20 protein-coding genes are annotated in these 22,186 nt (G+C 71.0%); 9 read left to right on the top strand and 11 right to left on the bottom strand.

The window, feature by feature from the left end; all coding sequences use genetic code 11:
* Positions 1-16 precede the first annotated feature (16 nt).
* Positions 17-802 (top strand): IclR family transcriptional regulator, encoded by a 786-nt coding sequence (locus ACYVK7_RS25300; protein ID WP_460890500.1) that lies wholly within the window; start codon positions 17-19, stop codon positions 800-802.
* 3 nt (positions 803-805) lie between these two features.
* Here the strand turns inward: ACYVK7_RS25300 and ACYVK7_RS25305 are convergent, their stop codons facing one another.
* From ACYVK7_RS25305 to ACYVK7_RS25315, 3 genes are all read right to left on the bottom strand, one after another.
* Entirely contained in the window at positions 806-970 is a 165-nt protein-coding gene (locus ACYVK7_RS25305) for a hypothetical protein (RefSeq protein WP_460890501.1), read from the bottom strand.
* 66 nt (positions 971-1,036) lie between these two features.
* Positions 1,037-2,782 (bottom strand): ABC transporter ATP-binding protein, encoded by a 1,746-nt coding sequence (locus ACYVK7_RS25310; protein WP_460890502.1) that lies wholly within the window; start codon positions 2,780-2,782, stop codon positions 1,037-1,039.
* Positions 2,779-4,620, bottom strand: a complete 1,842-nt coding sequence (locus tag ACYVK7_RS25315; protein WP_460890503.1) for an ABC transporter ATP-binding protein — start codon at positions 4,618-4,620, stop codon at positions 2,779-2,781. The genes ACYVK7_RS25310 and ACYVK7_RS25315 overlap by 4 nt, the downstream gene beginning before the upstream one ends.
* A 54-nt stretch (positions 4,621-4,674) precedes the next feature.
* On the opposite strand from ACYVK7_RS25315, the gene ACYVK7_RS25320 reads away from it, so the two are divergent.
* Together ACYVK7_RS25320 and ACYVK7_RS25325 are read left to right on the top strand one after the other, a co-directional pair.
* Complete coding sequence (locus tag ACYVK7_RS25320) at positions 4,675-5,088, top strand: DUF3817 domain-containing protein (protein ID WP_460890504.1); 414 nt, start codon at positions 4,675-4,677, stop codon at positions 5,086-5,088.
* A 52-nt stretch (positions 5,089-5,140) separates the two neighbouring features.
* Positions 5,141-6,307, top strand: a complete 1,167-nt coding sequence (locus ACYVK7_RS25325) for a MalY/PatB family protein (RefSeq protein WP_460890505.1) — start codon at positions 5,141-5,143, stop codon at positions 6,305-6,307.
* Between the two features lie 51 nt (positions 6,308-6,358).
* Here ACYVK7_RS25325 and ACYVK7_RS25330 read toward each other — a convergent pair whose 3' ends face one another.
* The gene (locus ACYVK7_RS25330; RefSeq protein ID WP_460890506.1) at positions 6,359-7,261 is read right to left on the bottom strand and encodes an SURF1 family protein; all 903 of its coding nucleotides are present in this window, start codon (positions 7,259-7,261) and stop codon (positions 6,359-6,361) included.
* A 117-nt stretch (positions 7,262-7,378) separates the two neighbouring features.
* Between ACYVK7_RS25330 and ACYVK7_RS25335 the strand changes: the two genes are divergently transcribed.
* The 4 genes from ACYVK7_RS25335 to ACYVK7_RS25350 all read left to right on the top strand — a co-directional run bounded on the left by ACYVK7_RS25335 (position 7,379) and on the right by ACYVK7_RS25350 (position 14,110).
* Positions 7,379-9,868 carry a phosphoketolase family protein gene (locus ACYVK7_RS25335; protein WP_460890507.1) on the top strand — a complete coding sequence of 830 codons (2,490 nt, stop codon included), beginning with the start codon at positions 7,379-7,381 and terminating at the stop codon, positions 9,866-9,868.
* A gap of 22 nt (positions 9,869-9,890) precedes the next feature.
* Positions 9,891-11,996, top strand: coding sequence for a phosphate acetyltransferase (pta, locus tag ACYVK7_RS25340; protein ID WP_460890508.1), 2,106 nt, complete (start codon positions 9,891-9,893; stop codon positions 11,994-11,996).
* Positions 11,997-12,087: 91 nt separating this feature from the next.
* Positions 12,088-13,308 (top strand): acetate/propionate family kinase, encoded by a 1,221-nt coding sequence (locus tag ACYVK7_RS25345; protein WP_460890509.1) that lies wholly within the window; start codon positions 12,088-12,090, stop codon positions 13,306-13,308.
* A 181-nt stretch (positions 13,309-13,489) separates the two neighbouring features.
* Entirely contained in the window at positions 13,490-14,110 is a 621-nt protein-coding gene (locus ACYVK7_RS25350; protein WP_460890623.1) for an LppM family (lipo)protein, read from the top strand.
* On the opposite strand, the gene ACYVK7_RS25355 is transcribed toward ACYVK7_RS25350, so the two are convergent.
* The 3 genes from ACYVK7_RS25355 to ACYVK7_RS25365 all read right to left on the bottom strand — a co-directional run bounded on the left by ACYVK7_RS25355 (position 14,067) and on the right by ACYVK7_RS25365 (position 15,938).
* Positions 14,067-14,501, bottom strand: coding sequence for a hypothetical protein (locus tag ACYVK7_RS25355; protein ID WP_460890510.1), 435 nt, complete (start codon positions 14,499-14,501; stop codon positions 14,067-14,069). The genes ACYVK7_RS25350 and ACYVK7_RS25355 overlap by 44 nt on opposite strands.
* A 184-nt stretch (positions 14,502-14,685) precedes the next feature.
* Positions 14,686-15,075, bottom strand: coding sequence for a hypothetical protein (locus ACYVK7_RS25360; protein WP_460890511.1), 390 nt, complete (start codon positions 15,073-15,075; stop codon positions 14,686-14,688).
* Positions 15,076-15,089: 14 nt separating this feature from the next.
* Positions 15,090-15,938, bottom strand: a complete 849-nt coding sequence (locus tag ACYVK7_RS25365) for a polymorphic toxin-type HINT domain-containing protein (RefSeq protein ID WP_460890512.1) — start codon at positions 15,936-15,938, stop codon at positions 15,090-15,092.
* A 481-nt stretch (positions 15,939-16,419) separates the two neighbouring features.
* On the opposite strand from ACYVK7_RS25365, the gene ACYVK7_RS25370 reads away from it, so the two are divergent.
* Complete coding sequence (locus ACYVK7_RS25370) at positions 16,420-17,331, top strand: DUF4031 domain-containing protein (RefSeq protein WP_460890513.1); 912 nt, start codon at positions 16,420-16,422, stop codon at positions 17,329-17,331.
* A gap of 187 nt (positions 17,332-17,518) precedes the next feature.
* A complete protein-coding gene (locus ACYVK7_RS25375; protein ID WP_460890514.1) occupies positions 17,519-18,142 on the top strand; it encodes a SanA/YdcF family protein in 624 nt (207 codons plus the stop codon).
* A gap of 19 nt (positions 18,143-18,161) precedes the next feature.
* On the opposite strand, the gene ACYVK7_RS25380 is transcribed toward ACYVK7_RS25375, so the two are convergent.
* The 4 genes from ACYVK7_RS25380 to ACYVK7_RS25395 form a co-directional block, all read right to left on the bottom strand.
* Positions 18,162-18,644: a hotdog fold domain-containing protein gene (locus ACYVK7_RS25380; RefSeq protein ID WP_460890515.1), complete on the bottom strand. Its 483-nt coding sequence runs from the start codon at positions 18,642-18,644 to the stop codon at positions 18,162-18,164.
* A gap of 58 nt (positions 18,645-18,702) precedes the next feature.
* On the bottom strand, positions 18,703-20,337 hold the full coding sequence (locus ACYVK7_RS25385) for a succinic semialdehyde dehydrogenase (RefSeq protein WP_460890516.1): 1,635 nt from the start codon (positions 20,335-20,337) through the stop codon (positions 18,703-18,705).
* Between the two features lie 117 nt (positions 20,338-20,454).
* On the bottom strand, positions 20,455-20,928 hold the full coding sequence (locus ACYVK7_RS25390; RefSeq protein WP_460890517.1) for a GNAT family acetyltransferase: 474 nt from the start codon (positions 20,926-20,928) through the stop codon (positions 20,455-20,457).
* A complete protein-coding gene (locus tag ACYVK7_RS25395; RefSeq protein ID WP_460890518.1) occupies positions 20,925-22,049 on the bottom strand; it encodes a GuaB3 family IMP dehydrogenase-related protein in 1,125 nt (374 codons plus the stop codon). Before ACYVK7_RS25395 ends, ACYVK7_RS25390 begins: the two co-directional genes overlap by 4 nt.
* Positions 22,050-22,186: the final 137 nt, after the last annotated feature.

Raw genomic sequence — 22,186 nt, forward strand, 5'->3', positions numbered from 1 at the left:
GGGATACGCTGATGCGGTGACCGCCCCCGCCGCTACTCCCCCGGGCACCCAGACACTCGCCCGCGGCATCGCCGTCGTCAACGCCGTGGCCGGCGGCCGGACCCGCCTGCGCGACATCGTGGAGGAGACCGGCGTGGGGCGCAGCACCACCCACCGCCTGCTCCAGCTGCTCCTCGCCACCGGCTACCTGCGCCAGCTCGACGACGGCGCCTACGCGCTCGGGCCCGCCCTGATCGAGCTCGGCTACCAGGCGCTGCAGGAGAACCCGGTGACCGCCATCGCGGCACCCGTGCTGCGCGCGCTCGCCGAGCGCGTGCACGACACGGTCCACCTCGCCATCGAGGACCGGGGCCAGGTGCTCTACCTCGACAAGATCCCGGGAACCCGAGGTGCGGTGATGCGCTCGCAGATCGGGCACCGCATGCCGCTGACGCGGACCGGGATCGGCAAGGCGCTGCTCCTGGACAGCCCGGGTCGCTGGAGCGAGCGTTTCGTCGCGGAGCGGCCGGTGGGCGCCGGGCACGGCCTGGACCACGACGTACTGACCGCCGAGGCGTTCGTGCAGGTCATGGAGGTCTCGGCCGCACAGGGAGTCGCGTTCGACCTGGAGGAGAACGAGCCGGGCATCCTCTGTGTCGCCGCGCCGGTCCGGGACACGTCGAACGCCATCGTCGCGGCCATCAGCGTCACGGCGACTCGGCCGTACATGCCGCCCGAGCGGCTGGAGACGCTCGCGCCCGTGGTGCGGGACGCCGCCGCCCGGATCTCGGCCGGGCTGGGGCGGCGGACGCCCGCCGGGTAGTGCTCAGCCCGAGGTGCCGGTGTAGCTGACCTCGACCCGCCGGTTCTTGGCCCGGCCCGCCGGGTTGTCCTTGCCGTCGACCTCGTTCTCCGCGATCGGCTGCCGCTCGCCGTGACCCTTCACGGTGAGCCGCAGGTCCGGGCGGGCGTCCCGGAGGATGCCTGCCACCGCGTCCGCACGCCGCCGCGCCGCGCACCGAAAACCCTAGGGGACCTCTCCCCTGGACACGGCTGCTCACTCGTGCTGCCAGCTGCGCCAGAGCTTGGCGTACTCGCCGCCTGCCGCGACCAGCTCGTCGTGCGGGCCGATCTCGGTGATCCGGCCGCCGTCGAGCACCGCCACGCGGTCGGCGTCGTGCGCCGTGTGCAGGCGGTGGGCGATGGCCACGACCGTGCGCCCGGCGAGCACCGCGTTGAGCGAGCTCTCCAGGTGCCGGGCCGCGCGCGGATCCAGCAGCGACGTCGCCTCGTCGAGGACGAGCGTGTGCGGGTCGAGCAGCACCAGCCGCGCGAGCGCCACCTGCTGCGCCTGCGCGGGAGTGAGCCGGTAGCCGCCTGAACCCACCTCCGTGGCCAGGCCGTCGTCGAGCGCCTCGACCCAGCCGTGGGCGTCCACGGCACGCAGGGCCTCCATCAGCTCGTCGTCGCTCGCCTCGATCCTGGCGAGCCGCAGGTTCTCCGCCAGCGACCCCACGAACACGTGGTGCTCCTGGGTCACGAGCGCCACGTGCTTGCGCAGGTCCTCCAGCGGCAGGTCCACGAGGGGCACCCCACCGACCTTCACGGTGCCGCCGGTGGGCGGGTGGATGCCGGCCAGCATGCGGCCGAGGGTCGACTTGCCGGAGCCCGACGGCCCGACGATCGCCAGCCGCTCCCCCACCCTGAGGTCGAGGTCGATGCCGTGCAGCACGTCGGTCCCCTCGCGGTACGCGTAGCGCACGTCCGTGCCCCGCACCTGCTCGTCGCCGGGCACCTCCTCGCCGGCCGTCCGGTCCGCCGGCACCAGCCGGACGCCGATGATGCGGGACAGCGACGTCGCGGCCACCTGGATCTCGTCCAGCCAGAAGATGAGCTCCCACACCGGGCCCTGGAGCTGGTACGTGTACATGACGATCGTCGCGACCACGCCGATGGTCACGGTGCCCTCCGAGGCCAGGAACCCTCCCCAGACGAGCACCGCGATCGGCGCGAGCATGAAGGCGAAGTCCACCCCCGGGAACAGCACGGTCCGCAGGTTGAGCGTGCCGATCTCCGCCTCGAACGCCTCGTGCAGGTCGTCGTCGCCGCGCGACGTGCGACGGCCGCCGATCTTGAGCGCATCGATGGTGCGCGCACCCTCGACCGACTCGGTGACGGTGCCGTCGAGCCGCGCGTAGGCGGCCGACTCCCGCTGGTAGGCAGGGGTGGCTCGCTTCAGGTACCAGCGCGCGACGGCGACGAGCACCGGCACGCCGACGAACATCCCGAGCGCCACCAGCGGCGACACGATCAGGCTGAACACGATGGTCAGCACGAGCGTCACCACGGCGATCACCAGCCGGGGCACACCGAAGCGCACCGCGTTCTGGATGCGGTTGACGTCACGGGTCGTGCGGGCGATCAGGTCGCCGGTCCCCGCCGTCTCCACGGTCGACAACGGCAGGGACGTGACCGTCTCGACGAACTCCTCGCGCATGTCCGCGAACACCGTCTCGCCGAACACCATGGCGCGCCGCTGCGCGAACCGGGTGATCAGCGCCTGCAGCACCACCGCGGCGACGGCCACGAGGACCAGGTTCCGCGCCACCTCCAGCGTGGTGCCCTCCGTGACGGCGTCGACGAGCCGGCCGAGCACGAACGGCCCCGCCAGGCCGGCCACCGCCGCGACCGTGTTGGCCACCGTGATGACGACCAGGGGTGCCCGGTGCCGCCCGAGCATCTTTCGCGTGTACTGCCACGTATCGGCAGCGTCGGCGATCGGCAGGATCTTCTCCGTGCTCATGGTGTGCCTCCCTCCGGCATCTTGGTCGCGCCCAGCAGCTCGTCGAGCTCGGCGTCGAGGTCCTCGTCCAGCGAGCGGCCGACCACCCTCCGGTAGCGGCCGGCCGCACGCCCGCCGTCGGCGTTCGTGGGCAGGTCGAGCAGATCGCGGTGCGTCCCGTGCGTGACGACCTGCCCGTCGGCCAGGAAGATCACGTCGTCCACGTGGTCGAGCACGAGCGGGCTCGCGGTGACGATCAGGGTCGTCCGGCCGCGACGCCACGCGGTGAGCCGCTGCGCGATGCGCGCCTCGGTGTGGGCGTCGACCGCTGAGGTGGGCTCGACCAGCACCAGGATCTCCGGGTCCGTGAGCAGCGCGCGGGCCAGAGCCACCCGCTGCCGCTGACCGCCGGACAGCGAGCGCCCCTTCTCCGGGATCTCGCCCTCGATGCCGTCGGGCAGCGAGTCGAGCACGTCGTGCGCGTCGGCGATGTGCATGGCCCGCAGCAGCGCCTCCCGGTCGGCGGAGTCCCGCACGTCGAGCTCGCCGGCGAGACGGCCGGAGAACAGTGACGGCGTCGCGTCCGCGACGACGATGCGCTCGCGCAGCTCGCGCTTGTCGAGGTCGGCGAGCCGGACCCCGCCGAGCGTGACCGGCGTGCCTGCCTCCGCCTCGTCGTCGAACCGGCCCATCCGGATCGCGACCTGTGCCGACTCGTCCGGGTCCGGGCTGACCAGGGCGACGACGCGCCCCGGCTGGAGCGTGACCCCTGTCGCCTCGTCGACGAGCGGCACGCCGGCCGGCGGCATGGCCGCCGTCGAGCCCGCCGCGCCGGTGGCCGGGACGACCTGCAGCACCTTGACGACCTTGGCGGCGGCGACGTGCGCCTTGGTCACCACGTTGACCGACTGCACGAGCAGGTGCACCGGCCAGGACAGGAACGCGGCGTACCCGTAGAACGAGACCAGCTGGCCCGTCGTGATGCGCCCCGCGATGGCCTCCACCGCGCCGAGGTACACGACCAGCGCGATGAAGAGCCCGGGCAGCAGGATCTGCAGCGCGTCCAGCACCGACTGGGTGCCCGCCACGTCGACGCCGGCCTCACGCACTTTCTGCGACTGCGTGCGGTAGCGGCCGGTGAAGACCTTCTCGCCGCCGATGCCGCGCAGGATCCGCAGGCCCGAGACGGTGTCCGCGCCGAGCGTGGTGAGCCGGCCCTGGGCCTCGCGCTGATGCTTCTGCCGCTTCTGGAGCGGCTTGACCAGCAGGGCGAGGATCGCGGCGACGACGGGCAGCCCGAGCGCGATGACGACGCCCAGCGTGACCGACTGCGAGAGCATGAGCGCCGTCACGATGCCGTAGGTGGCGATGCTGCCGATGGCCTGCCCCGCGATGGCGAAGACCTCGCCGATGCGCATCGTGTCGTTCGCCACCGAGGACACGACCTCGCCGGTCGGCAGCTCCTTGGTGATGTTGTGCCCCGAGCGGGACACGGTGCGTGTCACGAGCTGGGACGTGCGGAAGGCCGCGTGCATCCACGCGGCGATGTCCCACCGGTGCCCGATCGCGTTCGAGGCGATCCAGACCAGGCCGACACCCAGCATCACGCCGACCCAGGTCCAGGTGGTCCGGTCGAGCCCTGACGCGCTCGCGTGATCGATGATGCGGCCGAGCAGGAACGGCTGGAAGGCGCTGCACGTGAAACCGAGCACACCGAACGCCATCGCGACGAGCACCACACGGGCCTGCTTCCGCGCGAGCCACAGGAGCAGGGTGAGTGGACCGCGCAGCGGCGGGGTGCCGGGATCGGCAAAGGGGAGGGAGCGCACGATCAACACGGTACGGACGACCACTGACATTGATCCACGCTTTATCCCCACGGCAGATCGCATGCCGGAGAAGGCATATCCTCGATGGTTGTGAGTACCCCTCAGACTGCTCCCGAGATCTCCGCCGAGGCAGCCGCCACCGCGATCCGCAAGGCTCGCGGCGCCATGGCGCGCTACCGCTTCATGGCTCTCGTCACCGGTGTCATGCTGCTGATCCTCTGCGTCGAGCTGGGCATCAAGTACGGCGTGGGCGCGCTGACCGACGTGGACGGCGTCATGCCGTTCATCGCGTGGGTGCCGTTCGCGCACGGCTGGATCTACGTGGCGTACCTGGTCACCGTCGCCGACCTGTGGTCGAAGATGCGCTGGGGCTTCGGCCGCCTGGTCACGATGGTGATCGCCGGTGTGGTGCCCGTGATGTCGTTCGTGCTGGAGAAGAAGATCCACACCGAGGCGGAGGCGAAGCTCGCCGCGCTGGAGGCGCGCTACCTGAGCTGACGCCCCCCGGTCGTCCCTGCCGCGGGCGTGCCGCACCTGGTTCAATGCAAGCGTGACCGCTCACGCCTTCGACGCCCTGACCGCTGACCACCTCCGCGACAACGGCAGCCTCAAGTGGACCGCCTACCCCGGCACCATCGGGGCCTGGGTCGCCGAGATGGACTTCCCGCTCGCACCCCCGGTCGCGGCCGCCCTGCACGACGCCGTGGACCGCGGCCTGCTCGGCTACCTCCCGCCGACCCTCGTGACGGGCATGGTCGACGCGTATGTGTCGTTCGCCGCCGACCGGTACTCCTGGACCGTCGACCCGGACCGGGTACGGCCCGTGTCCGACGTGCTGACCGCGCTCGAGCACACCATCACGCGGTTCTCGCGCCCCGGTTCGCCGATCATCCTGCCGACCCCGGCCTACATGCCGTTCCTCACACTGCCCGGCGGGCTCGGCCGCGAGGTGATCCAGGTGCCGATGCTGCGGGACGCCGACGGCCGGTACACCTACGACCTCGACGCGCTCGACGCGGCGTTCCGCGCGGGCGGCCACCTGCTGGTGCTCTGCAACCCCCACAACCCGATCGGCAGGGTGCTCGAGCCGGACGAGATGCTGGCCGTCGCCGAGGTGGTGGACCGCCACGGCGGGCGGGTGTTCTCCGACGAGATCCACGCCCCGCTGGTCTACCCGGGGCACCGGCACGTGCCGTACGCGTCCCTCGACGACACGACGGCCGGCCACACGCTGACCGCCACCTCCGCCTCGAAGGCGTGGAACCTGCCCGGCCTCAAGTGCGCGCAGATCGTCCTGTCCAACGACGCGGACGTGCGGCTCTGGAACGAGGTGGGCCGGCGCGTCGAGGGCGGGGCGTCGACGCCGGGGGTCCTGGCGAACCAGGTCGCGTACTCCGAGGGCCGGGACTGGCTCGACGACACCATCGCCTACCTGCACGGCAACCTCACCCGGCTGGGCGAGCTGCTCGACGGGACGGGCATCGGCTACCGCCGGCCGGAGGGCACCTACCTGGCCTGGCTGGACTGCCGCGGCCTGGACGTCCCGCCCGCGTCGGCCGGTCTGGCCGGGCACTTCCAGGAGCACGCGGGCGTCGCCCTGACCGACGGCGGCATGTGCGGCGAGGCGGGCCACGGTTTCGTGCGGTTCAACGCCGCCATGCCCCGGCCGGTCCTCGAGCAGGCGGTGGACCAGATGCTCAAGAGCCTGGTCGGCTGACGCGCCCGTCGAGCGCTCGAAGCCCAAGGAGAGCGAGGAGCGCGGCGAGCGCTACGACGACGGCAGACCCGCGATACCGGTGTCGGCGGAGGTCGGCTCGCCGCCCCTGCGCCCGCCGGCCATCTCGTCCCGGACCAGACGGATCCACAGCAGTACGGCGAAGCCGCCGAACACCCACCACTGCAGCGCGTAGAAGACGTTCTGCAGGTTGGCGCCCGAACCGCCGTCGATGGTGGGCCGCGGCAGGGCGGCGACCCCGCCGCCCTCGGGTGAGCCAGGACCCCCGGTCGCCACGAGGTAGCCGGTGTAGATGGGGCCGCCCCATTCGTTGACGAGCGCGCTGAGGGCGATCTGGTCGACCTGTCCGTCCACGACCGCCGCGCTCCCCGACGTCGCCTCGCCCGCCTGCAGCCAGCCCGTCACCGTGACCTCGCCCTCCGGGAGGACGAGGGCCTTCGCGTCCGCCCGCGACTGCACCCAGCCCTGGACCAGGGCCAGCACGGGCGGGCCGGACAGGTCGGCCCAGGAGTCGCCACCCATGCCGTCGTCGGACACCCGGAAGGGGGCGAGCACGAGGTAGCCGGTGTGCCCCTCCAGCGCGCGGCCCGGTACCAGCAGCGAGCCCGTCGGCTCGAACTCGCCGGTCACCCGGACCTCGCGGCCCACGAGCTCACCGGGAAAGCTCTCCTGCGGCGCGAGCACGTCGCCCAGCCAGGACGGGCCGGCCGCCGCGGACTCCGCCGCCTCCTGCTGCGCGGCCAGCTCCGCGCGCTCGTACGCGCGGTCCAGCTGCCACGCGCCCAGCCTGCCGCACAGGAGCGCTGCCAGCAGGAACACGAGCAGCAGACCGATCATGCGGGGCTGCCGCGCGACCTGGAGGAAGGTGCGGCGCTCGGGTGCCGCATCGGCGTCGTGCGCCGTCGGTGTGGGTGTGCTGGGGGCACTGACAGGCATGACGTCAACGGTAACCGCCCGCGGACGTGTCGCGTGCCCAGCCGTTCTGCGTTCGAATGATCAAGGAGCCGACCCGGCACAGATTCCGCAGGTAACCAGCAGGTAGGAGCGTGAGTGATGACTACGACCACAGTCCCCGACTCCCCGGCCACCGGATGGCGCGCGACAGGGGTCGCCCGGCTGGAGCCCGCCGACCTGGAGCGCATCGACGCCTGGTGGCGAGCCGCGAACTACCTCTCGGTGGGGCAGATCTACCTGCTGGACAACCCGCTCCTGCGCGAGCCGCTCACCCCGGACCACGTCAAGCCGCGGCTGCTGGGGCACTGGGGCACCACGCCGGGACTGAACTTCCTGTACGCGCACCTGAACCGGGCCATCACGGAGCGGCGACAGCAGACGGTCTACGTCACGGGTCCGGGTCACGGCGGGCCGGGCCTGGTCGCCTCGGCGTACCTGGACGGCACCTACTCGGAGGTCTACAGCGACATCACGCAGGACGCCGCGGGCGTCCAGCGCCTGTTCCGGCAGTTCTCCTTCCCGGGCGGCGTCCCCAGCCACGTCGCGCCGGAGACGCCCGGGTCGATCCACGAGGGCGGCGAGCTCGGCTACTCCCTGAGCCACGCCTACGGCGCGGCCTTCGACAACCCGGACCTGCTCGTCGCGGCGGTGGTGGGCGACGGCGAGGCGGAGACCGGGCCGCTCGCCACGTCGTGGCACTCGAACAAGTTCGTCAACCCGGCCCAGGACGGTGTGGTGCTGCCGATCCTGCACCTCAACGGCTACAAGATCGCCAACCCGACCGTCCTGGCCCGTATCCCGGAGGACGAGCTGCGGGACCTCATGGTGGGCTACGGGCACACGCCGTACTTCTTCGAGGGCGGGTACGACCAGGACGAGTCGCCGCTCGAGACGCACCGCCGGTTCGCCGCGCTGCTCGACGAGGTGCTCGACGAGATCGCCGCGATCAAGGCGCGGGCGGCGAAGGGCGACCTGAGCCGCCCTGCGTGGCCGATGATCGTGTTCCGCACGCCCAAGGGGTGGAGCGGCCCCGACGAGATCGACGGCAAGAAGACGACGGGTTCGTGGCGCGCGCACCAGGTGCCGCTCGCGAGCGCCCGCGACACCGACGAGCACCTGCGCGTGCTCGAGGCGTGGCTGCGGTCCTACCGTCCGGAGGAGCTGTTCGACGACGACGGCCGCGTGCTGCCCGAGATCAGCGAGCTGGCCCCCGAGGGCGACCTGCGGATGAGCGCCACGCCGCACGCGAACGGCGGGCTGCTGCTGAAGGACCTGCGGCTGCCGGACTTCCGCGAGTACGCGGTGGAGGTCCCGACACCGGGCGGGACCACGTCGGAGGCGCCCCGCGTCCTGGGCCAGTGGCTCACCGACGTGGTGCGGCTGAACCCTGACAACTTCCGCATCTTCGGGCCGGACGAGGTGGCGTCGAACCGCCTGCAGGCGGTGTACGACGCGACGAACAAGCAGTGGAACGCCGAGTACCTCGGGCCGGACGTCGACGAGCACATGGCCAGGGCCGGACGCGTCATGGAGGTGCTGAGCGAGCACCAGGTGCAGGGCTGGCTGGAGGGCTACCTGCTCACGGGCCGGCACGGGCTGCTGACGAGCTACGAGGCGTTCATCCACATCGTCGACTCGATGTTCAACCAGCACGCCAAGTGGCTCAAGGTCTCGAACGACATCCCGTGGCGGCGACCGATCGCCTCGTTGAACTACCTGCTGTCCAGCCATGTGTGGCGGCAGGACCACAACGGGTTCAGCCACCAGGACCCCGGGTTCATCGACCACGTGATGAACAAGAAGGCGGAGATCGTGCGGGTCTACCTCCCGCCGGACGCCAACACCTTGCTCAGCACGTACGACCACTGCCTGCGCAGCCGTCAGTACGTCAACGTGGTGGTCGCGGGCAAGCAGCCCGCACCCAACTTCCTCGATCTGGAGACAGCGATCGAGCACTGCACCAGGGGCCTCGGCATCTGGGACTGGGCGGGTACCGAGACCCCGGGCGAGAAGCCGGACGTCGTGCTGGGCTGCGCCGGCGACGTGCCGACCCTGGAGGTGCTCGCGGCGGCGGACATCCTGCGGCGGGAGCTGCCCGACCTGAAGGTGCGCGTGGTGAACGTGGTGGACCTGATGCGGCTGCAGGACGCGACCGAGCACCCGCACGGCCTGACCCACCGCGAGTTCGACGGCCTGTTCACGACCGACCGTCCGATCATCTTCGCGTATCACGGGTACCCCTGGCTCATCCACCGCCTGACCTACCGTCGCGCGGGCCACCCGAACATCCACGTGCGCGGGTACAAGGAGGAGGGCACCACGACGACGCCGTTCGACATGGTCATGCTCAACGACCTCGACCGGTACCACCTGGTGATCGACGTCATCGACCGCGTGCCGTCGCTCGGCAGCGGCCAGGCCGTGCTGCGCCAGCGCATGCAGGACGCGCGGCTGCGGGCTCGCGCCTGGACCCGTGAGCACGGCGACGACATCCCGGAGGTGCGCGACTGGGTCTGGCCCGACGCCCAGGACCTGGCCGACGGGGACCAGGTTGACGCTACGCTCGGCACTGGTGGAGACAACGAGTAGCACCAAATATCACAGAGCGAACATGGAGCGGCACGTGACCGGCGCGACGCGCAGCATCGTCATTGCATCCCCCGAAGGCGCCAGCGGTAAGTCGACGGTCGCCCTGGGCGTCCTCGACCTGCTGGTCCGCAAGGGCCAGCGGGTCGGGGTCTACCGGCCGGTGTCGCGCGCCACGGAGGCCGAGGACACCAGCGGGGAGCGTGACCACGTGCTCGAGCTCCTCCTGGAGCACGACGGCGTCGACGTCGGGTACGCCGACGCCATCGGCGTGACCTACGCGGACGTGCACGCGGACCCGGAGGCGGCACTGAGCCGCATCGTGTCCCGGTTCCACGAACTCGCGGCGCGCTGCGACTCGGTGGTGGTGCTCGGCACCGACTACACCGACGTCGCCGGCCCGACCGAGCTCTCGTTCAACGCGCGGATCGCGGCGAACCTCGGCGCGCCGGTGCTGCTCGTCGTCTCGGGCCGCGAGCGGGCACCCGAGGACATCCGGGCCCTGGCCGAGGTGAGTCTCGCCGAGCTGGCGGCGCACCACGCCCAGGCGATCGGTCTGGTCGTCAACCGCGCGGACACCCACAGCGCGCTCGACGTGCGGTCCCTGCTGGCCACGGCTCAGCCCGACCTACCGGTCTGGACCATCCCGGAGGAGCCGTTCCTGCAGGCGCCGACGGTGGGCCAGCTCCTGGAGGCCGTCGACGGCACGCTCGTGCTGGGCGACCCGGAGCTGCTGGTCCGCGAGGCGCTCGAGCTGCAGGTCGGCGCGATGAGCTTCGAGCACCTGCTCGAACGGCTGACCGACGGCGCCGTCGTGATCACCCCCGGCGACCGGACCGACCTGCTGATCGGCCTGCTCACCACGCACCTCACGCCGTCGTTCCCGTCCCTGGCGGGGATCATCCTCAACGGCGGGTTCTACCCGCAGGGCCGGCCCGCGGAGCTGCTGGAGGCGATGCGGCCCAAGCTGCCCGTCATCACCACGGAGCTGGGCACGTACCGCGCCGCCAGTGCCGCGGCGGAGACCCGTGGCCGCGTGGACAAGGGCTCGGTGCGCAAGGTCGAGACCGCGCGCGCCCTGTTCGAGCGCAACGTCGACGCCGCGGCGCTGGCCGCCCGCCTGGACCTGCCGCGCCCGCAGGTCGTCACGCCGCTGATGTTCGAGTACCAGCTCATCGAGCGGGCCCGCAACGACCGCAGGCACATCGTGCTGCCGGAGGGCTCCGACGACCGGATCCTCCGCGCCGCGTCCACGGTGCTGGCCCGGCAGATCGCGGACCTCACGATCCTCGGCTCCGATGAGCCGATCCGGGCCCGCGCCGCCGAGCTCGGCCTGGACATCGAGGCCGCGCGCGTGCTGTCGCCGCACGACCCCGAGCACGTGGAGCGGTTCGCCACCGAGTACGCCCGGTTGCGCGCCCACAAGGGGATGACCGTCGAGCGGGCACGGGAGATCGTCACCGACGTCTCGTACTTCGGCACGATGATGGTGCACCTCGGCCTGGCCGACGGCATGGTGTCCGGCGCCGCCCACTCGACGGCGCACACGATCCGGCCGTCGTTCGAGATCATCAAGACCAAGCCCGGTACGTCGTCCGTGTCGTCGGTGTTCCTCATGTGCCTGGAGGACCGGGTGCTCGTGTACGGCGACTGCGCCGTCATCCCCGACCCCACGTCGGACGAGCTGGCCGACATCGCGGTCTCCTCGGCGGCCACCGCCGCGCAGTTCGGCGTGGAGCCGCGCATCGCGATGCTGTCGTACTCGACCGGCGAGTCGGGAACGGGCGCCGACGTCGACAAGGTGCGCACCGCCACGGGTCTGGTCCGTGAGCGCGCCCCTGAGCTCGACGTCGACGGCCCCATCCAGTACGACGCCGCCGTCGACGCCTCGGTCGCCGCGTCCAAGCTCCCCGAGTCCGACGTCGCCGGGCGGGCCACCGTGTTCGTGTTCCCCGACCTGAACACCGGCAACAACACCTACAAGGCGGTGCAGCGGTCGGCGGGGGCGGTCGCCGTCGGACCGGTGCTGCAGGGCCTGAACAAGCCGGTGAACGACCTGTCCCGCGGCGCACTGGTCCAGGACATCGTGAACACGGTGGCGATCACGGCGATCCAGGCCCAGACCCCCTGACGTGGTTGTCGGCGCGAACATCGCGCCGCAGACCGGCGCGACGTGACGAAGATCGCGCCCACAGCAACCGGACTTCTGAAAGGCTCGCCCTGTGGCTACCGTTCTTGTTCTCAACTCCGGCTCGTCGTCGCTGAAGTACCAGCTCGTGGACCCGGCGTCCGGCCGGTCGATAGCGGGTGGCATCGTCGAGCGGATCGGCGAGTCCACCGGGTCGGCCACGCACCAGTCCGGCGACGCCGAGACGGTCCGCGACTCACGGGTGCCGGACCACGGTGCGGCGCTGCGCCTCGTGCTCGACCTCTTCGACGAGTCGGGTCCGTCCCTCGCGGACGCCGGCATCGCCGCCGTCGGGCACCGGGTGGTGCACGGCGGTGCGGTGTTCACCGAGCCCACGCTGGTCGACGACGACGTCGTGGCCGCCGTGCGCGACCTCATCCCGCTCGCGCCGCTGCACAACCCCGCCGCGGTCAAGGGCATCGAGGTGGCGCGCGAGCTGCTGGCGCACCTGCCGCACGTCGCGGTGTTCGACACGGCCTTCTTCGCACCGCTGCCCGCCGCCGCCGCGACCTACGCCCTGGACCGCAAGGTCACCGCCGAGCACGGCATCCGCCGGTACGGCTTCCACGGCACGTCGCACGAGTTCGTGTCGGCCGCTGTGGCCGCCCACCCGGCCGTCGTCGCCAAGCTGGCGGCCGAGGGCCGCGGTCCCGAGACGCTGCGCCAGGTGGTGCTGCACCTGGGCAACGGCGCGTCGGCGTCGGCGGTCCTGGGTGGGCGCCCGGTCGACACGTCGATGGGGTTCACGCCGCTCGAGGGCCTCGTGATGGGCACCCGCCCCGGAGACGTGGACCCGGGCATCGTGTTCCACCTGGTGCGGTCCGGCCTGTCCGCGTCCGACGTCGACACGCTGCTCAACAAGCGGTCCGGCCTGCTGGGCATGTCGGGGGTGAACGACATGCGCGAGGTGCGAAAGCTGGCCGACACGGGCGACGGCGACGCGCGCCTCGCCCTGGAGGTGTACCTGCACCGGCTGCGCAAGTACGTGGGTGCGTACGCGGCGGTGCTGGGCGGCATCGACGTGCTGACGTTCACCGCCGGTGTGGGCGAGAACGACCACCGCATCCGCTCGGGCGTGGTGCGGGACCTGAAGTTCCTCGGGCTCACGATCGACCCGGCGGCGAACGAGGCGCGGTCGGACGAGGCGCGGGTGGTCTCGGCGGGTTCGAGTGAGCAGGCGCCGCTGGTCATGGTGGTGCCGACCAACGAGGAGCTGGCGATCGCGCGGCAGACGATGGAGCTTGTCGAGCAGTGAGGCCTCCGGTCACGTCCGCCTGACGATCCGGCAGACTGCCGGGTGAAACGAGGCAGGACTCAAGGGAAGGTCTATTTCCGACGAACGGGGCCGCGATTTTTCGCGCATGAGCAACGCACGGCGCGCGCTCGGCGCCGCCACGCTGCTTCTGAGCGCACTACTCCTCTCGGCCTGCGTGAAAATGGGCGTGGACCTCACGCTCAACAGCGACGACACCGCCACGGGCACGATGCTGCTCGCCGTGTCGGACCAGGCCGCAGACGCTGCGGGGATGACCTCCGCCGAGCTGCTCGCAGAGATGGACAGCGAAGACCTTGGTGAGGGCGCTGCCAAGGTGCAGGACTACGCCGAGGACGGATTCACCGGCAAGCGGTACGTCTTCGAGGGCTCGGCGCTGACCGAGGTGGCGGACGAGAACTGTCCGACCTGGTTCGGACGGCGCGCAAGCGCAGGACGGCAGCCGAGCTCGCGGCAGCGCCGGCATCAGCCGCCGCGCCCGACGCACCTGCTGGATCTCCGCAGGCGTGATCATCCGATCCTGACGACCCGAGCCCGTGGTGAGCACTGCTCGCCACGGGCTCTGTCGTGCGTGCTCTCGCGCTCTCTCGCGCCGCAGGGGTTGAGCTCGCGGTCACCCTGCCGTGAGCTGACCCGGTGCTCAAACAGAGCGGCCCCGCCGGATTTCCGGCGGGGCCGTTCTATTGTGTGCAGTCCTGGCGTGCGCAGTTCTACTGGCCGTACGAGGTGGCGTAGGCAGCCTACAAGAGCATCGCCGGCTCATCCGCGGCCGGCAGCTGCTTGACGAACCAGTGCTCACGTGACTGCGGAATCACGATGCCCAGCTCCTGGCCGTCGGCGGTTACGGCCTCCCAGACCGGGGTCCCCGGGTCGAGGAACCACAGGTCGCTCTTGTTCCGCGGGCGCGACTCATGGCTCCGCAGGGTCACCGCCACTGGATCGCCAGCGGGCTTGACCCACACCAGACTCCCGGACTCACCCACACGCGCCGTGGCCTTGACCCACTTCTTCTGCCGCTTCAGGCCGGGAACCTTGCCCGAGCGCGCCCAGACCACCAGCTGCACGACGCCAGAACCGGAGCGCTTGGCTGCCGCCCGACGAAATAGCCAGTTCGCCACGACGAAGCTGGCTGCGATGACGAGGGCGAGGAACACGTAAAAGCCGATGTCGTTCATTTTCTGATCCTTGTCAAAGAGAGAACTACATTCAAGGTTGCACGACATTGAGGACTGGCCATCAGATCAACCCGCAGGGCTTTCGCATTCTGTTCGGCCGCGCAGTACTCCGAATTGCGCTCATGAATTCTGAGTCGAGAAACCATCGGCTATAACATTTCTCATGACCATCCCACAAGGATGTTCAATTCCTCACAGCGTCGATCTCTGCAATGAGGTCATCGACATCCGAATCGCTCAGCAAGAACGGTGCCGCGCCGTAACGAAGAACGTCCGCACGCTCTCCGTCGCTCCACCCATCCCAAGGTCCCCACGATGCAGCGCGACGAACCAGGATCCGCCTCTCGTGCGAACGGTTCTTCCAATTGCGCCACTTCAGCCACGCGTCGACGCTTCGGCGATCCCCTGAGGTCTCCGCCTCCTCCATCAGGGCCGAGAACATCTTCGCCAGGGCACTCGACACAAAAGGGCTGGCGAAATACGGCCCGGGAACATCATCATCGTCATCAAACTTGAGCCGAACGATCGCTTCAAATGCCTTCTCGCACTCCTGCGCACTTAAGTCGATAATCACTGATCCTCCAGTCGTCAGAACGGATTTATCCCCGAGAACACAATATCTGAGGGATCAAACCTGAGTGCCCCCTGGTGCACTAGCTCAAATCTCTGCACCTGCTGCTCCACTGCTGCCCCCTCCCGCAATCGAATAGCGAGAAGGTGGCTCCCTCGCCCCGCATGGCTCGGCGCGCCGGCGAAGAGCACATTGTGAGCGTCACCAGCCGAAAGCATCTCCTGCGTTACGAACACTCGACCCTTACCGTCCGGCTTGAGCACGCCACTACCCGTAATGCCATTAAGTCCAGTCTCGTCCGTGTAGTGAAAGACGACATCGTCGCCGAGGTTGTCTGCCAGGCTGCCCGGCGAACCATGGCCCCCGCCCCGCGCACCTGCACCTGCCGCACCCGGTTGACCAGGGGCAATCGGACAGTTGTGAACAAGGACTGCGTCGGTCTGAGCGTGAGCGGGTGGCCCGCGGGTGGTGCCAGCACCGACATCAGCACCGGTAGCGATCACGCTGTAGGTGTGCAGGCCCTGGACAGTTAGGTTCCAGGCCGGCCCGTAGGTCACCTCCTCGGTCTCGATCGCGTGGACCTCCATGCTGCCACCGTCCGCGGTCAGCACCTGCTCACCCGGAGCAAGCTCGTCAGCCCGCTGGAACTCCTGATCCGACTGCGACCAGAACGGGTGGTCCTCGGTCGTCAGGATCTCGCGCTTCTCACCAGTGCTGGTCGTCAGGACCAGGGTGAGCATGACGTCGTCGTGACCATGCACCGCCTCGACCGGCCTGGACTCCTGCTCGCCACTCTCCGGATCAGTGGCCACCACCTCGTCACCAGGCTCGACCTGGTCGATCGCCTTGACGGAGCCGTCCGCCATCAACACCCCGGTAGACCCAGCAAACGAGCAACCAGACCCCGACAAGCGCTGCTTCAAGCCCGACACAGCACTCGAGATCCGCTGCCGCGCCGCCGCCGCAGCAGCCGTCGACCTGTTCCGCGACACAGCGGACGCCATCGCCTGCGCAGCCGACGACGCACGCTGAGAAACCGCAGAGGTCACCGATCGGATCGCGCCAGAAGCCGCCGCCGTTGCTGTCGGCGCGATGCGACTCGCGACCGCACAGAGGCCGCACCGACCGCTGTCTCGGTGAGGAAGCCCTTCCACGTAAAGGGTTCCTTCTTCTGAGCCTTCGTTTTCCACAGGTTGGGGTCCAATGACCAGAATGAGCAACTCTGCGGGTGATTCACCAAAGATCACCCGCAGACCACGACGCACAGCCAGAAGCACCCCGCCGCGACCAAGCCTTATGCCCCGGCCGTAGTGCAGGCGATCACCCGACCCGCCGTAGGCTCGTCCAGTGACCCTCCTCATCGACCCGCCGGCCTGGCCCGCGCACGGGACCCTGTTCTCCCACCTGGTCTCGGACGGGTCGCTGCAAGAGCTCCGCCTCTTCGCCCGCGCGCAGGGCGTGCCCGACCGGGCGTTCGACCTCGACCACTACGACGTCCCGGCCGAGCGGTACGCCGCGCTCGTCGCGGCGGGTGCGGTGCCCGCGGAGGGTGGCGACCTGGCCCGCCGCCTGGCAACCTCCGGTCTGCGCGTCCCGGGCGCCGAGCGCAGCCGCGCCAAGCGTCCGGCCCTCCTGACCCGGTGGGACGCCCTGTGGGCCGACCCGGTCCTCGCGCACAAGGCCGGCGAGGAGCTGGTGGACCGCTGGCGCGAGCCGCACCGGGTCTACCACACCACCCTGCACCTGGCCGTGGCCCTCGACGCGCTCGACTCCATCGCCGGCGAGGCCCGTGTCTCGGAGCGCGCGCTCTGGCACGCCCGCCTCGCCCTCTGGTTCCACGACGCGGTGCACGACGGCGTCGCCGGGCAGGACGAGGAGCGCTCGGCGGCGCTGGTCGCCGAGCTGCTCGGCCCGTTGGCGGGCAACGGTGTCACGGGCGAGGACCTCGACGAGGTCGCACGCCTCGTCCTGGTCACGGCGGACCACGACCCCGCGCCCGACGACGTCGTCGGCGGCCTGGTCAGCGACGCCGACCTGGCGGTGGTCGGCGGCAGCCCCGCCGTCTACACCCGGTACACGCTGCAGGTGCGCGCCGAGTACTGCGACGTGCCCGATCCGCTGTTCCGCGCCGGACGCTCCGAGGTCCTCCGCGCGCTCCTGGCCGGCGGTCCCCTCTTCCGCACCGCACCAGGTGCGGCTCGCTGGCAGGCCGCCGCGGAGACAAACCTCCGGGAAGAGCTGGGGAGGCTGGCCGCCTAGCGCCGCGACGGACCCATGTGGTCGGCAAGACGTCAGGTGGTCGGCAACCCGAGTTACCGATGACCTGACGTCTTGCCGACCACGCCGCTCCTCGCTGCCGCACGCCGCCGCACACCGCTCCTCGCCGCCGCACGCCGCCGCACGCCGCCGCCCCACGCAACGGCCAGAGCACGGTACGGTTCCGCTCGTGACTCCCCTCAAGGTCGCCGGCCTCGTCGCGGGCGTGCTCGCCGTCGCCTTCATCGTCCCCGTCGCCGCGGTGCAGGCCACCGGGCACACCCGCGTGCGGAACGACCACAGCGAGATCGAGAAGGCCGACGCCGTCATCGTGCTCGGTGCGGGACTCCGCTCCGACGGGACGCCGTCCACGTACCTGCGCCGACGTGTCGAGGCCGGCGCGGAGCTCTACCGTGCCGGTATCGCGCCGACGGTCATCCTGAGCGGCGACGCGCACGACAACCCGGACGGCACCCGCTACGACGAGCCGGGCTCCATGCGCGGCTGGCTCCTGGACAACGACCTCGGTGTCCCGGACCACGCGATAGTGCTGGACCGGCAGGGCTTCAACACCACGGCCACGTGCCGGCGCGCCTACGACCTGTTCGGCGTGCGCACCGCCGTCGTCGTGACGCAGGACTACCACCTGCGCCGCACGCTCTACTCCTGCGTGGAGGCCGGGCTCGACGCGGTCGGGATCGGCGTGAGCGCCGCGACCGCGGTGCCGGCGCAGGCGGCGTGGTGGCACGTGCGCGAGCTGCCGGCGAGCTGGAAGGCCGCTGTCCGCTCCCTGGCCCGCCGCCGCCCCCGCTGACCTGACAGGTCGGAGCCGGTCACTTCTTCTTGGGCGTGACCCACAGGTGAATCGTGCCCTCGACCACCACCGTCCCGTCGGCCAGGACACCGCGCACGCGCACCGGCAGGTTCCGGTCGTCGCCGTCCCACTGGGCCTGGTCGGTCTCGGCCACGCAGGTCACGTCACCGGTCGACTTCGCGAGGTACGCGACCTCCATGCCCTTGGGCAGCCAGCGCTTGTCGTCGGGCACGGTCGCCTCGGCGAGCGAGCCCATGGCCATCTCGAGCCCGTTGCAGACCGCGATGGCGTGCACCGTGCCGATGTGGTTCCGGTTGCGACGCCGGTTGGGCACCACCACCTCGCCGTAGTTCGGCCGCATGTCGACCACGCGCGGGGCGATGCTGCCGAAGTACGGGGCCTTGAAGGTGTAGGCCGCCGTGAAGATCCGCTTGCCGAGCAGCCCACCGATGACCGGCAGGGTGGTGGCGGACTTCCAGAAGGCGTGGAGCTGCGTCGTCATGCGGGTGAGCGTACCCGGCCCGGTGAAGGCCGTTCACTTCCTGCGCCGCGCCACCGGTTCACGCCATGCGCAGCTTGCGCATCGCCTCCAGCGCGGTGGTGAGGACCCGGCTCGGGGTGTCCCCGCCGAGGCCGTAGAGACTGTCGAGCGTGGCGCCGAACCGGGCACCCCGGGCGGTCACGACGGTCTGCTGTCGGGTGAGCCCGTCGATCGACGCCGCCCCGTGCCGCCCGCCCAGCCCGGAGGCCTTCCAGCCGCCGAGCGGCGCCGAGACGGAACCCCAGGTCATCGTGTACCCGTCGTTGATCGCCACCGAGCCCGTCTCGACCCGCGCACCCACCCGGCGCGCCCGTCCGACGTCCCGGGACCACACCGCGGAGTGCAGCCCGTACTCGGTGTCGTTCATGACGGCGACGGCGTCCTCGTCGCAGTCGACACGCGTGATCGTGACGACCGGCCCGAACGTCTCCTCGCGCGTGACCACCGCCTGCGCCGGCACGTCGTCCAGCACTGTCGGCGCATAGAAGTACGGGCCGACGTCGGCGCGGTGCACCCCGCCGGCGAGCACCCGGGCACCGCGTGCCAGGGCGTCGTCCACATGGGCCGTCACCTTGTCGAGCTGCGCCGCGGAGGTGAGCGAGCCCACCTCGGCCGAGTAGTCGAGGGCCGGACCCAGCCGAAGGCTCCGCACGGCGCGGACGAACTTGGCGACGAACTCCTCCGCGACCGCCTCGTGCACCACCAGGCGCTCGATGGACACACAGAGCTGGCCGGCGTTCGAGAAGCAGGCGCGCACGATGCCGGGGACGGCGGCGTCGACATCGACGTCGTCGGTCACGTAGAGCGCGTTCTTGCCGCCGAGCTCGAGCGTGGCACCGATCAGGCGCTCGCCCGCGCGCGCCGCGACCTTGCGGCCCGTCGCCGTCGAACCGGTGAACGCGATGTGGTCCACGTGCTCGATCAGCGCCTCGCCGGCCTCCGGCCCGCCGGCGACCACCTGGAACAGGCCGGCGGGCAGGCCCGCGTCGTCCAGGGCCTCGGCGGCCCAGAGCGCGGTGAGGGTGGTCTGAGGGTCGGGCTTGAGCACCACCGCGTTGCCGGCCAGCAGCGCGGGCAGCGCCTCGGAGAGCGCGAGCACCAGCGGGTAGTTCCACGGCGAGATCGCTCCCACCACGCCGACCGGCCTGCGATGCACCTGCACGCCCGCGAGCAGCGGGACCATGCCGAGCGCCCGGCGGGACGAGAGGTAGCGCTCGCCGCGCACGGCGTAGTGCCGGGCGACCTGCGCGATGTCCGCGATCTCCTCGAAGGCCGCGCGGCGCGACTTGCCGGTCTCGAGCTGGATCAGGTCGAGCGCCTCGGACTGCCGCTCCAGGACGATCCGGCCGAGCCGCTGCAGGACTCCGGCCCGGTCCCGTACCGGCAGGCGCGCCCAACTTCGCTGCGCCACTCGGGCCCGGACGACGCACGCGGCGACGTCCTCACCGGAAGATACCGGGAACGTCACGAGCGGAGCGCCCGTGAAGGGGCACATGGACCTGTGCGTACCCGATCCCTCGGAGGTCGCGATCCGAGCCACGAGCGGGGCCATCACCCCTGGCTCAAGGACAAAGGTCCCCTGCGGGTGCTCCGGGTCGAGCACGCCGCCGACCGCACCACTAGCCGCTGCGTCGGCTGCTGCGTCGTCGATCATGGCGGCCACCCTACGCGCAAAACCCTGCACCACGTATTGATAGATGTGTGAAACTAACTTTCATGCCGGGTTGGTCAGCGAGCCCGTCGCGGCACGCTCACCTCGCCCGACGCGCCCTCAGTCGGCGTCGATCCAGCGCCCCAGAACCGTGCACTCCTGATCGGTGTAACCCATCCGGCCGTAGAAGCCGCGCGCGTCCTCGTTGGTGGTCCGCACCATGAGCTGGATCTTGCGCGCACCGCGGGCGACGAGCCACGCCTCGGCGGCGACCACTGCCGCCCGGCCGAGGCCCGTGCTCCGCAGCTCCGGCGCGACCGCCACGTAGTAGAGCCAACCGCGATGCCCGTCGTGGCCGGCCATCGCGGTGGCGGCCACCCGGCCGTCGGCCCGCGCGACCAGGACCGTCGAGCCGTCGCCCGCGCGAGCGTCGGCGATATCGACGTAGGGGTCGTTCCAGGGGCGGGTCAGCTCGCAGGTCTTCCACAGCTCGACGACCTGCTCGACGTCGGCGTCGGCGATCTCCACGAACTCGCCGTCCGCGGCGGGCGCCGCGGCGAGGACCGGGGCGAGCGGCTCGGGCAGCTCGCTCATCGCGGCTGGTACGGGGACACGACGACCTCGACCCGCTGGAACTCCTTGAGGTCGGAGTAGCCGGTGGTCGCCATGGCGCGCCGCAGCGCGCCCACGAGGTTCAGGGTGCCGTCGGCCTGCTTGCCCGGGCCGAAGAGGATCTCCTCGAGGGTGCCGACCGTGCCCACCTCGACCCGCTCGCCGCGGGGCAGCTGCGGGTGGTGGGCCTCCGGCCCCCAGTGGAAGCCCTGGCCCGGCGCCTCGGCCGCGCGCGCGAGTGCCGCGCCGAGCATCACGGCGTCCGCGCCGCAGGCCACGGCCTTGACGATGTCGCCGGAGTGGCCCACGCCGCCGTCGGCGATGACGTGCACGTAGCGGCCGCCGGACTCGTCCAGGTAGTCCCGTCGGGCGGCCGCGACGTCGGCCATCGAGGTGGCCATGGGGGCGTGGATGCCCAGGCTGACGCGGGTGGTGTGGGCGGCGCCGCCGCCGAACCCGACCAGCACACCCGCGGCGCCCGTGCGCATCAGGTGCAGCGCGGCGGTGTAGGTGGAGGCCCCGCCGACGACGACCGGCACGTCCAGCTCGTAGATGAACCGCTTGAGGTTGAGCGGCTCGGCGTTGCCCGACACGTGCTCCGCCGAGACCGTGGTGCCGCGGATGATGAACAGGTCGACGCCCGCGTCGACCACGGTCTTGTAGAACTCCTGCGTGCGCTGCGGGGTGAGCGCACCGGCGACCGTGACGCCGGCGGCCCGGATCTCCTTGAGACGCTGCGTGATGAGCTCCGGCTTGATGGGCTCCGAGTAGATCGCCTGCATGCGGCGCGTCGCCTCGTCGCCGGGCAGCGCCGCGATCTCCTCCAGCAGCGGCTCGGGCGACTCGTAGCGCGTCCAGAGGCCCTCGAGGTCGAGCACGCCGAGACCACCGAACCGGCCGAGCGCCACCGCGCTGGCCGGGCTCATCACCGAGTCCATCGGGGCCGCGACGATCGGCAGGTCGAAGTGGTAGGCGTCGATCTGCCAACCCACCGAGACGTCCTTCGGGTCGCGCGTACGCCGGGACGGCACCACCGCGATGTCGTCGAAGGAATAGGCGCGCCGCCCGCGCTTGCCGCGTCCGATCTCGATCTCGTTGCTCACCCTGCCAAGCCTACCCATCGGACCTGGTGCGGCGCGCAGGTTCCCGTGATGTGCGGGGTGGGGCAGACCACAGTGTCGGTGACCGGTGGCAAGGTTCTCCCTGGACGCACCGGGCGGCCGTACCGAGCGAGGCGCAT

Source organism: Promicromonospora xylanilytica (genome assembly GCF_054782895.1).

Coding starts and splice junctions, on each gene's coding strand:
- ACYVK7_RS25315 (WP_460890503.1), bottom strand. CDS start 4,620: ATGTCAGTGGTCGTCCGTACCGTGTTGATCGTGCGCTCCCTCCCCTTT.
- ACYVK7_RS25365 (WP_460890512.1), bottom strand. CDS start 15,938: ATGGCGGACGGCTCCGTCAAGGCGATCGACCAGGTCGAGCCTGGTGAC.
- ACYVK7_RS25330 (WP_460890506.1), bottom strand. CDS start 7,261: ATGCCTGTCAGTGCCCCCAGCACACCCACACCGACGGCGCACGACGCC.
- ACYVK7_RS25350 (WP_460890623.1), top strand. CDS start 13,490: ATGGGCGTGGACCTCACGCTCAACAGCGACGACACCGCCACGGGCACG.
- ACYVK7_RS25335 (WP_460890507.1), top strand. CDS start 7,379: ATGACTACGACCACAGTCCCCGACTCCCCGGCCACCGGATGGCGCGCG.
- pta (WP_460890508.1), top strand. CDS start 9,891: ATGGAGCGGCACGTGACCGGCGCGACGCGCAGCATCGTCATTGCATCC.
- ACYVK7_RS25380 (WP_460890515.1), bottom strand. CDS start 18,644: ATGACGACGCAGCTCCACGCCTTCTGGAAGTCCGCCACCACCCTGCCG.
- ACYVK7_RS25320 (WP_460890504.1), top strand. CDS start 4,675: ATGGTTGTGAGTACCCCTCAGACTGCTCCCGAGATCTCCGCCGAGGCA.
- ACYVK7_RS25390 (WP_460890517.1), bottom strand. CDS start 20,928: ATGAGCGAGCTGCCCGAGCCGCTCGCCCCGGTCCTCGCCGCGGCGCCC.
- ACYVK7_RS25310 (WP_460890502.1), bottom strand. CDS start 2,782: ATGAGCACGGAGAAGATCCTGCCGATCGCCGACGCTGCCGATACGTGG.
- ACYVK7_RS25355 (WP_460890510.1), bottom strand. CDS start 14,501: ATGAACGACATCGGCTTTTACGTGTTCCTCGCCCTCGTCATCGCAGCC.
- ACYVK7_RS25385 (WP_460890516.1), bottom strand. CDS start 20,337: ATGATCGACGACGCAGCAGCCGACGCAGCGGCTAGTGGTGCGGTCGGC.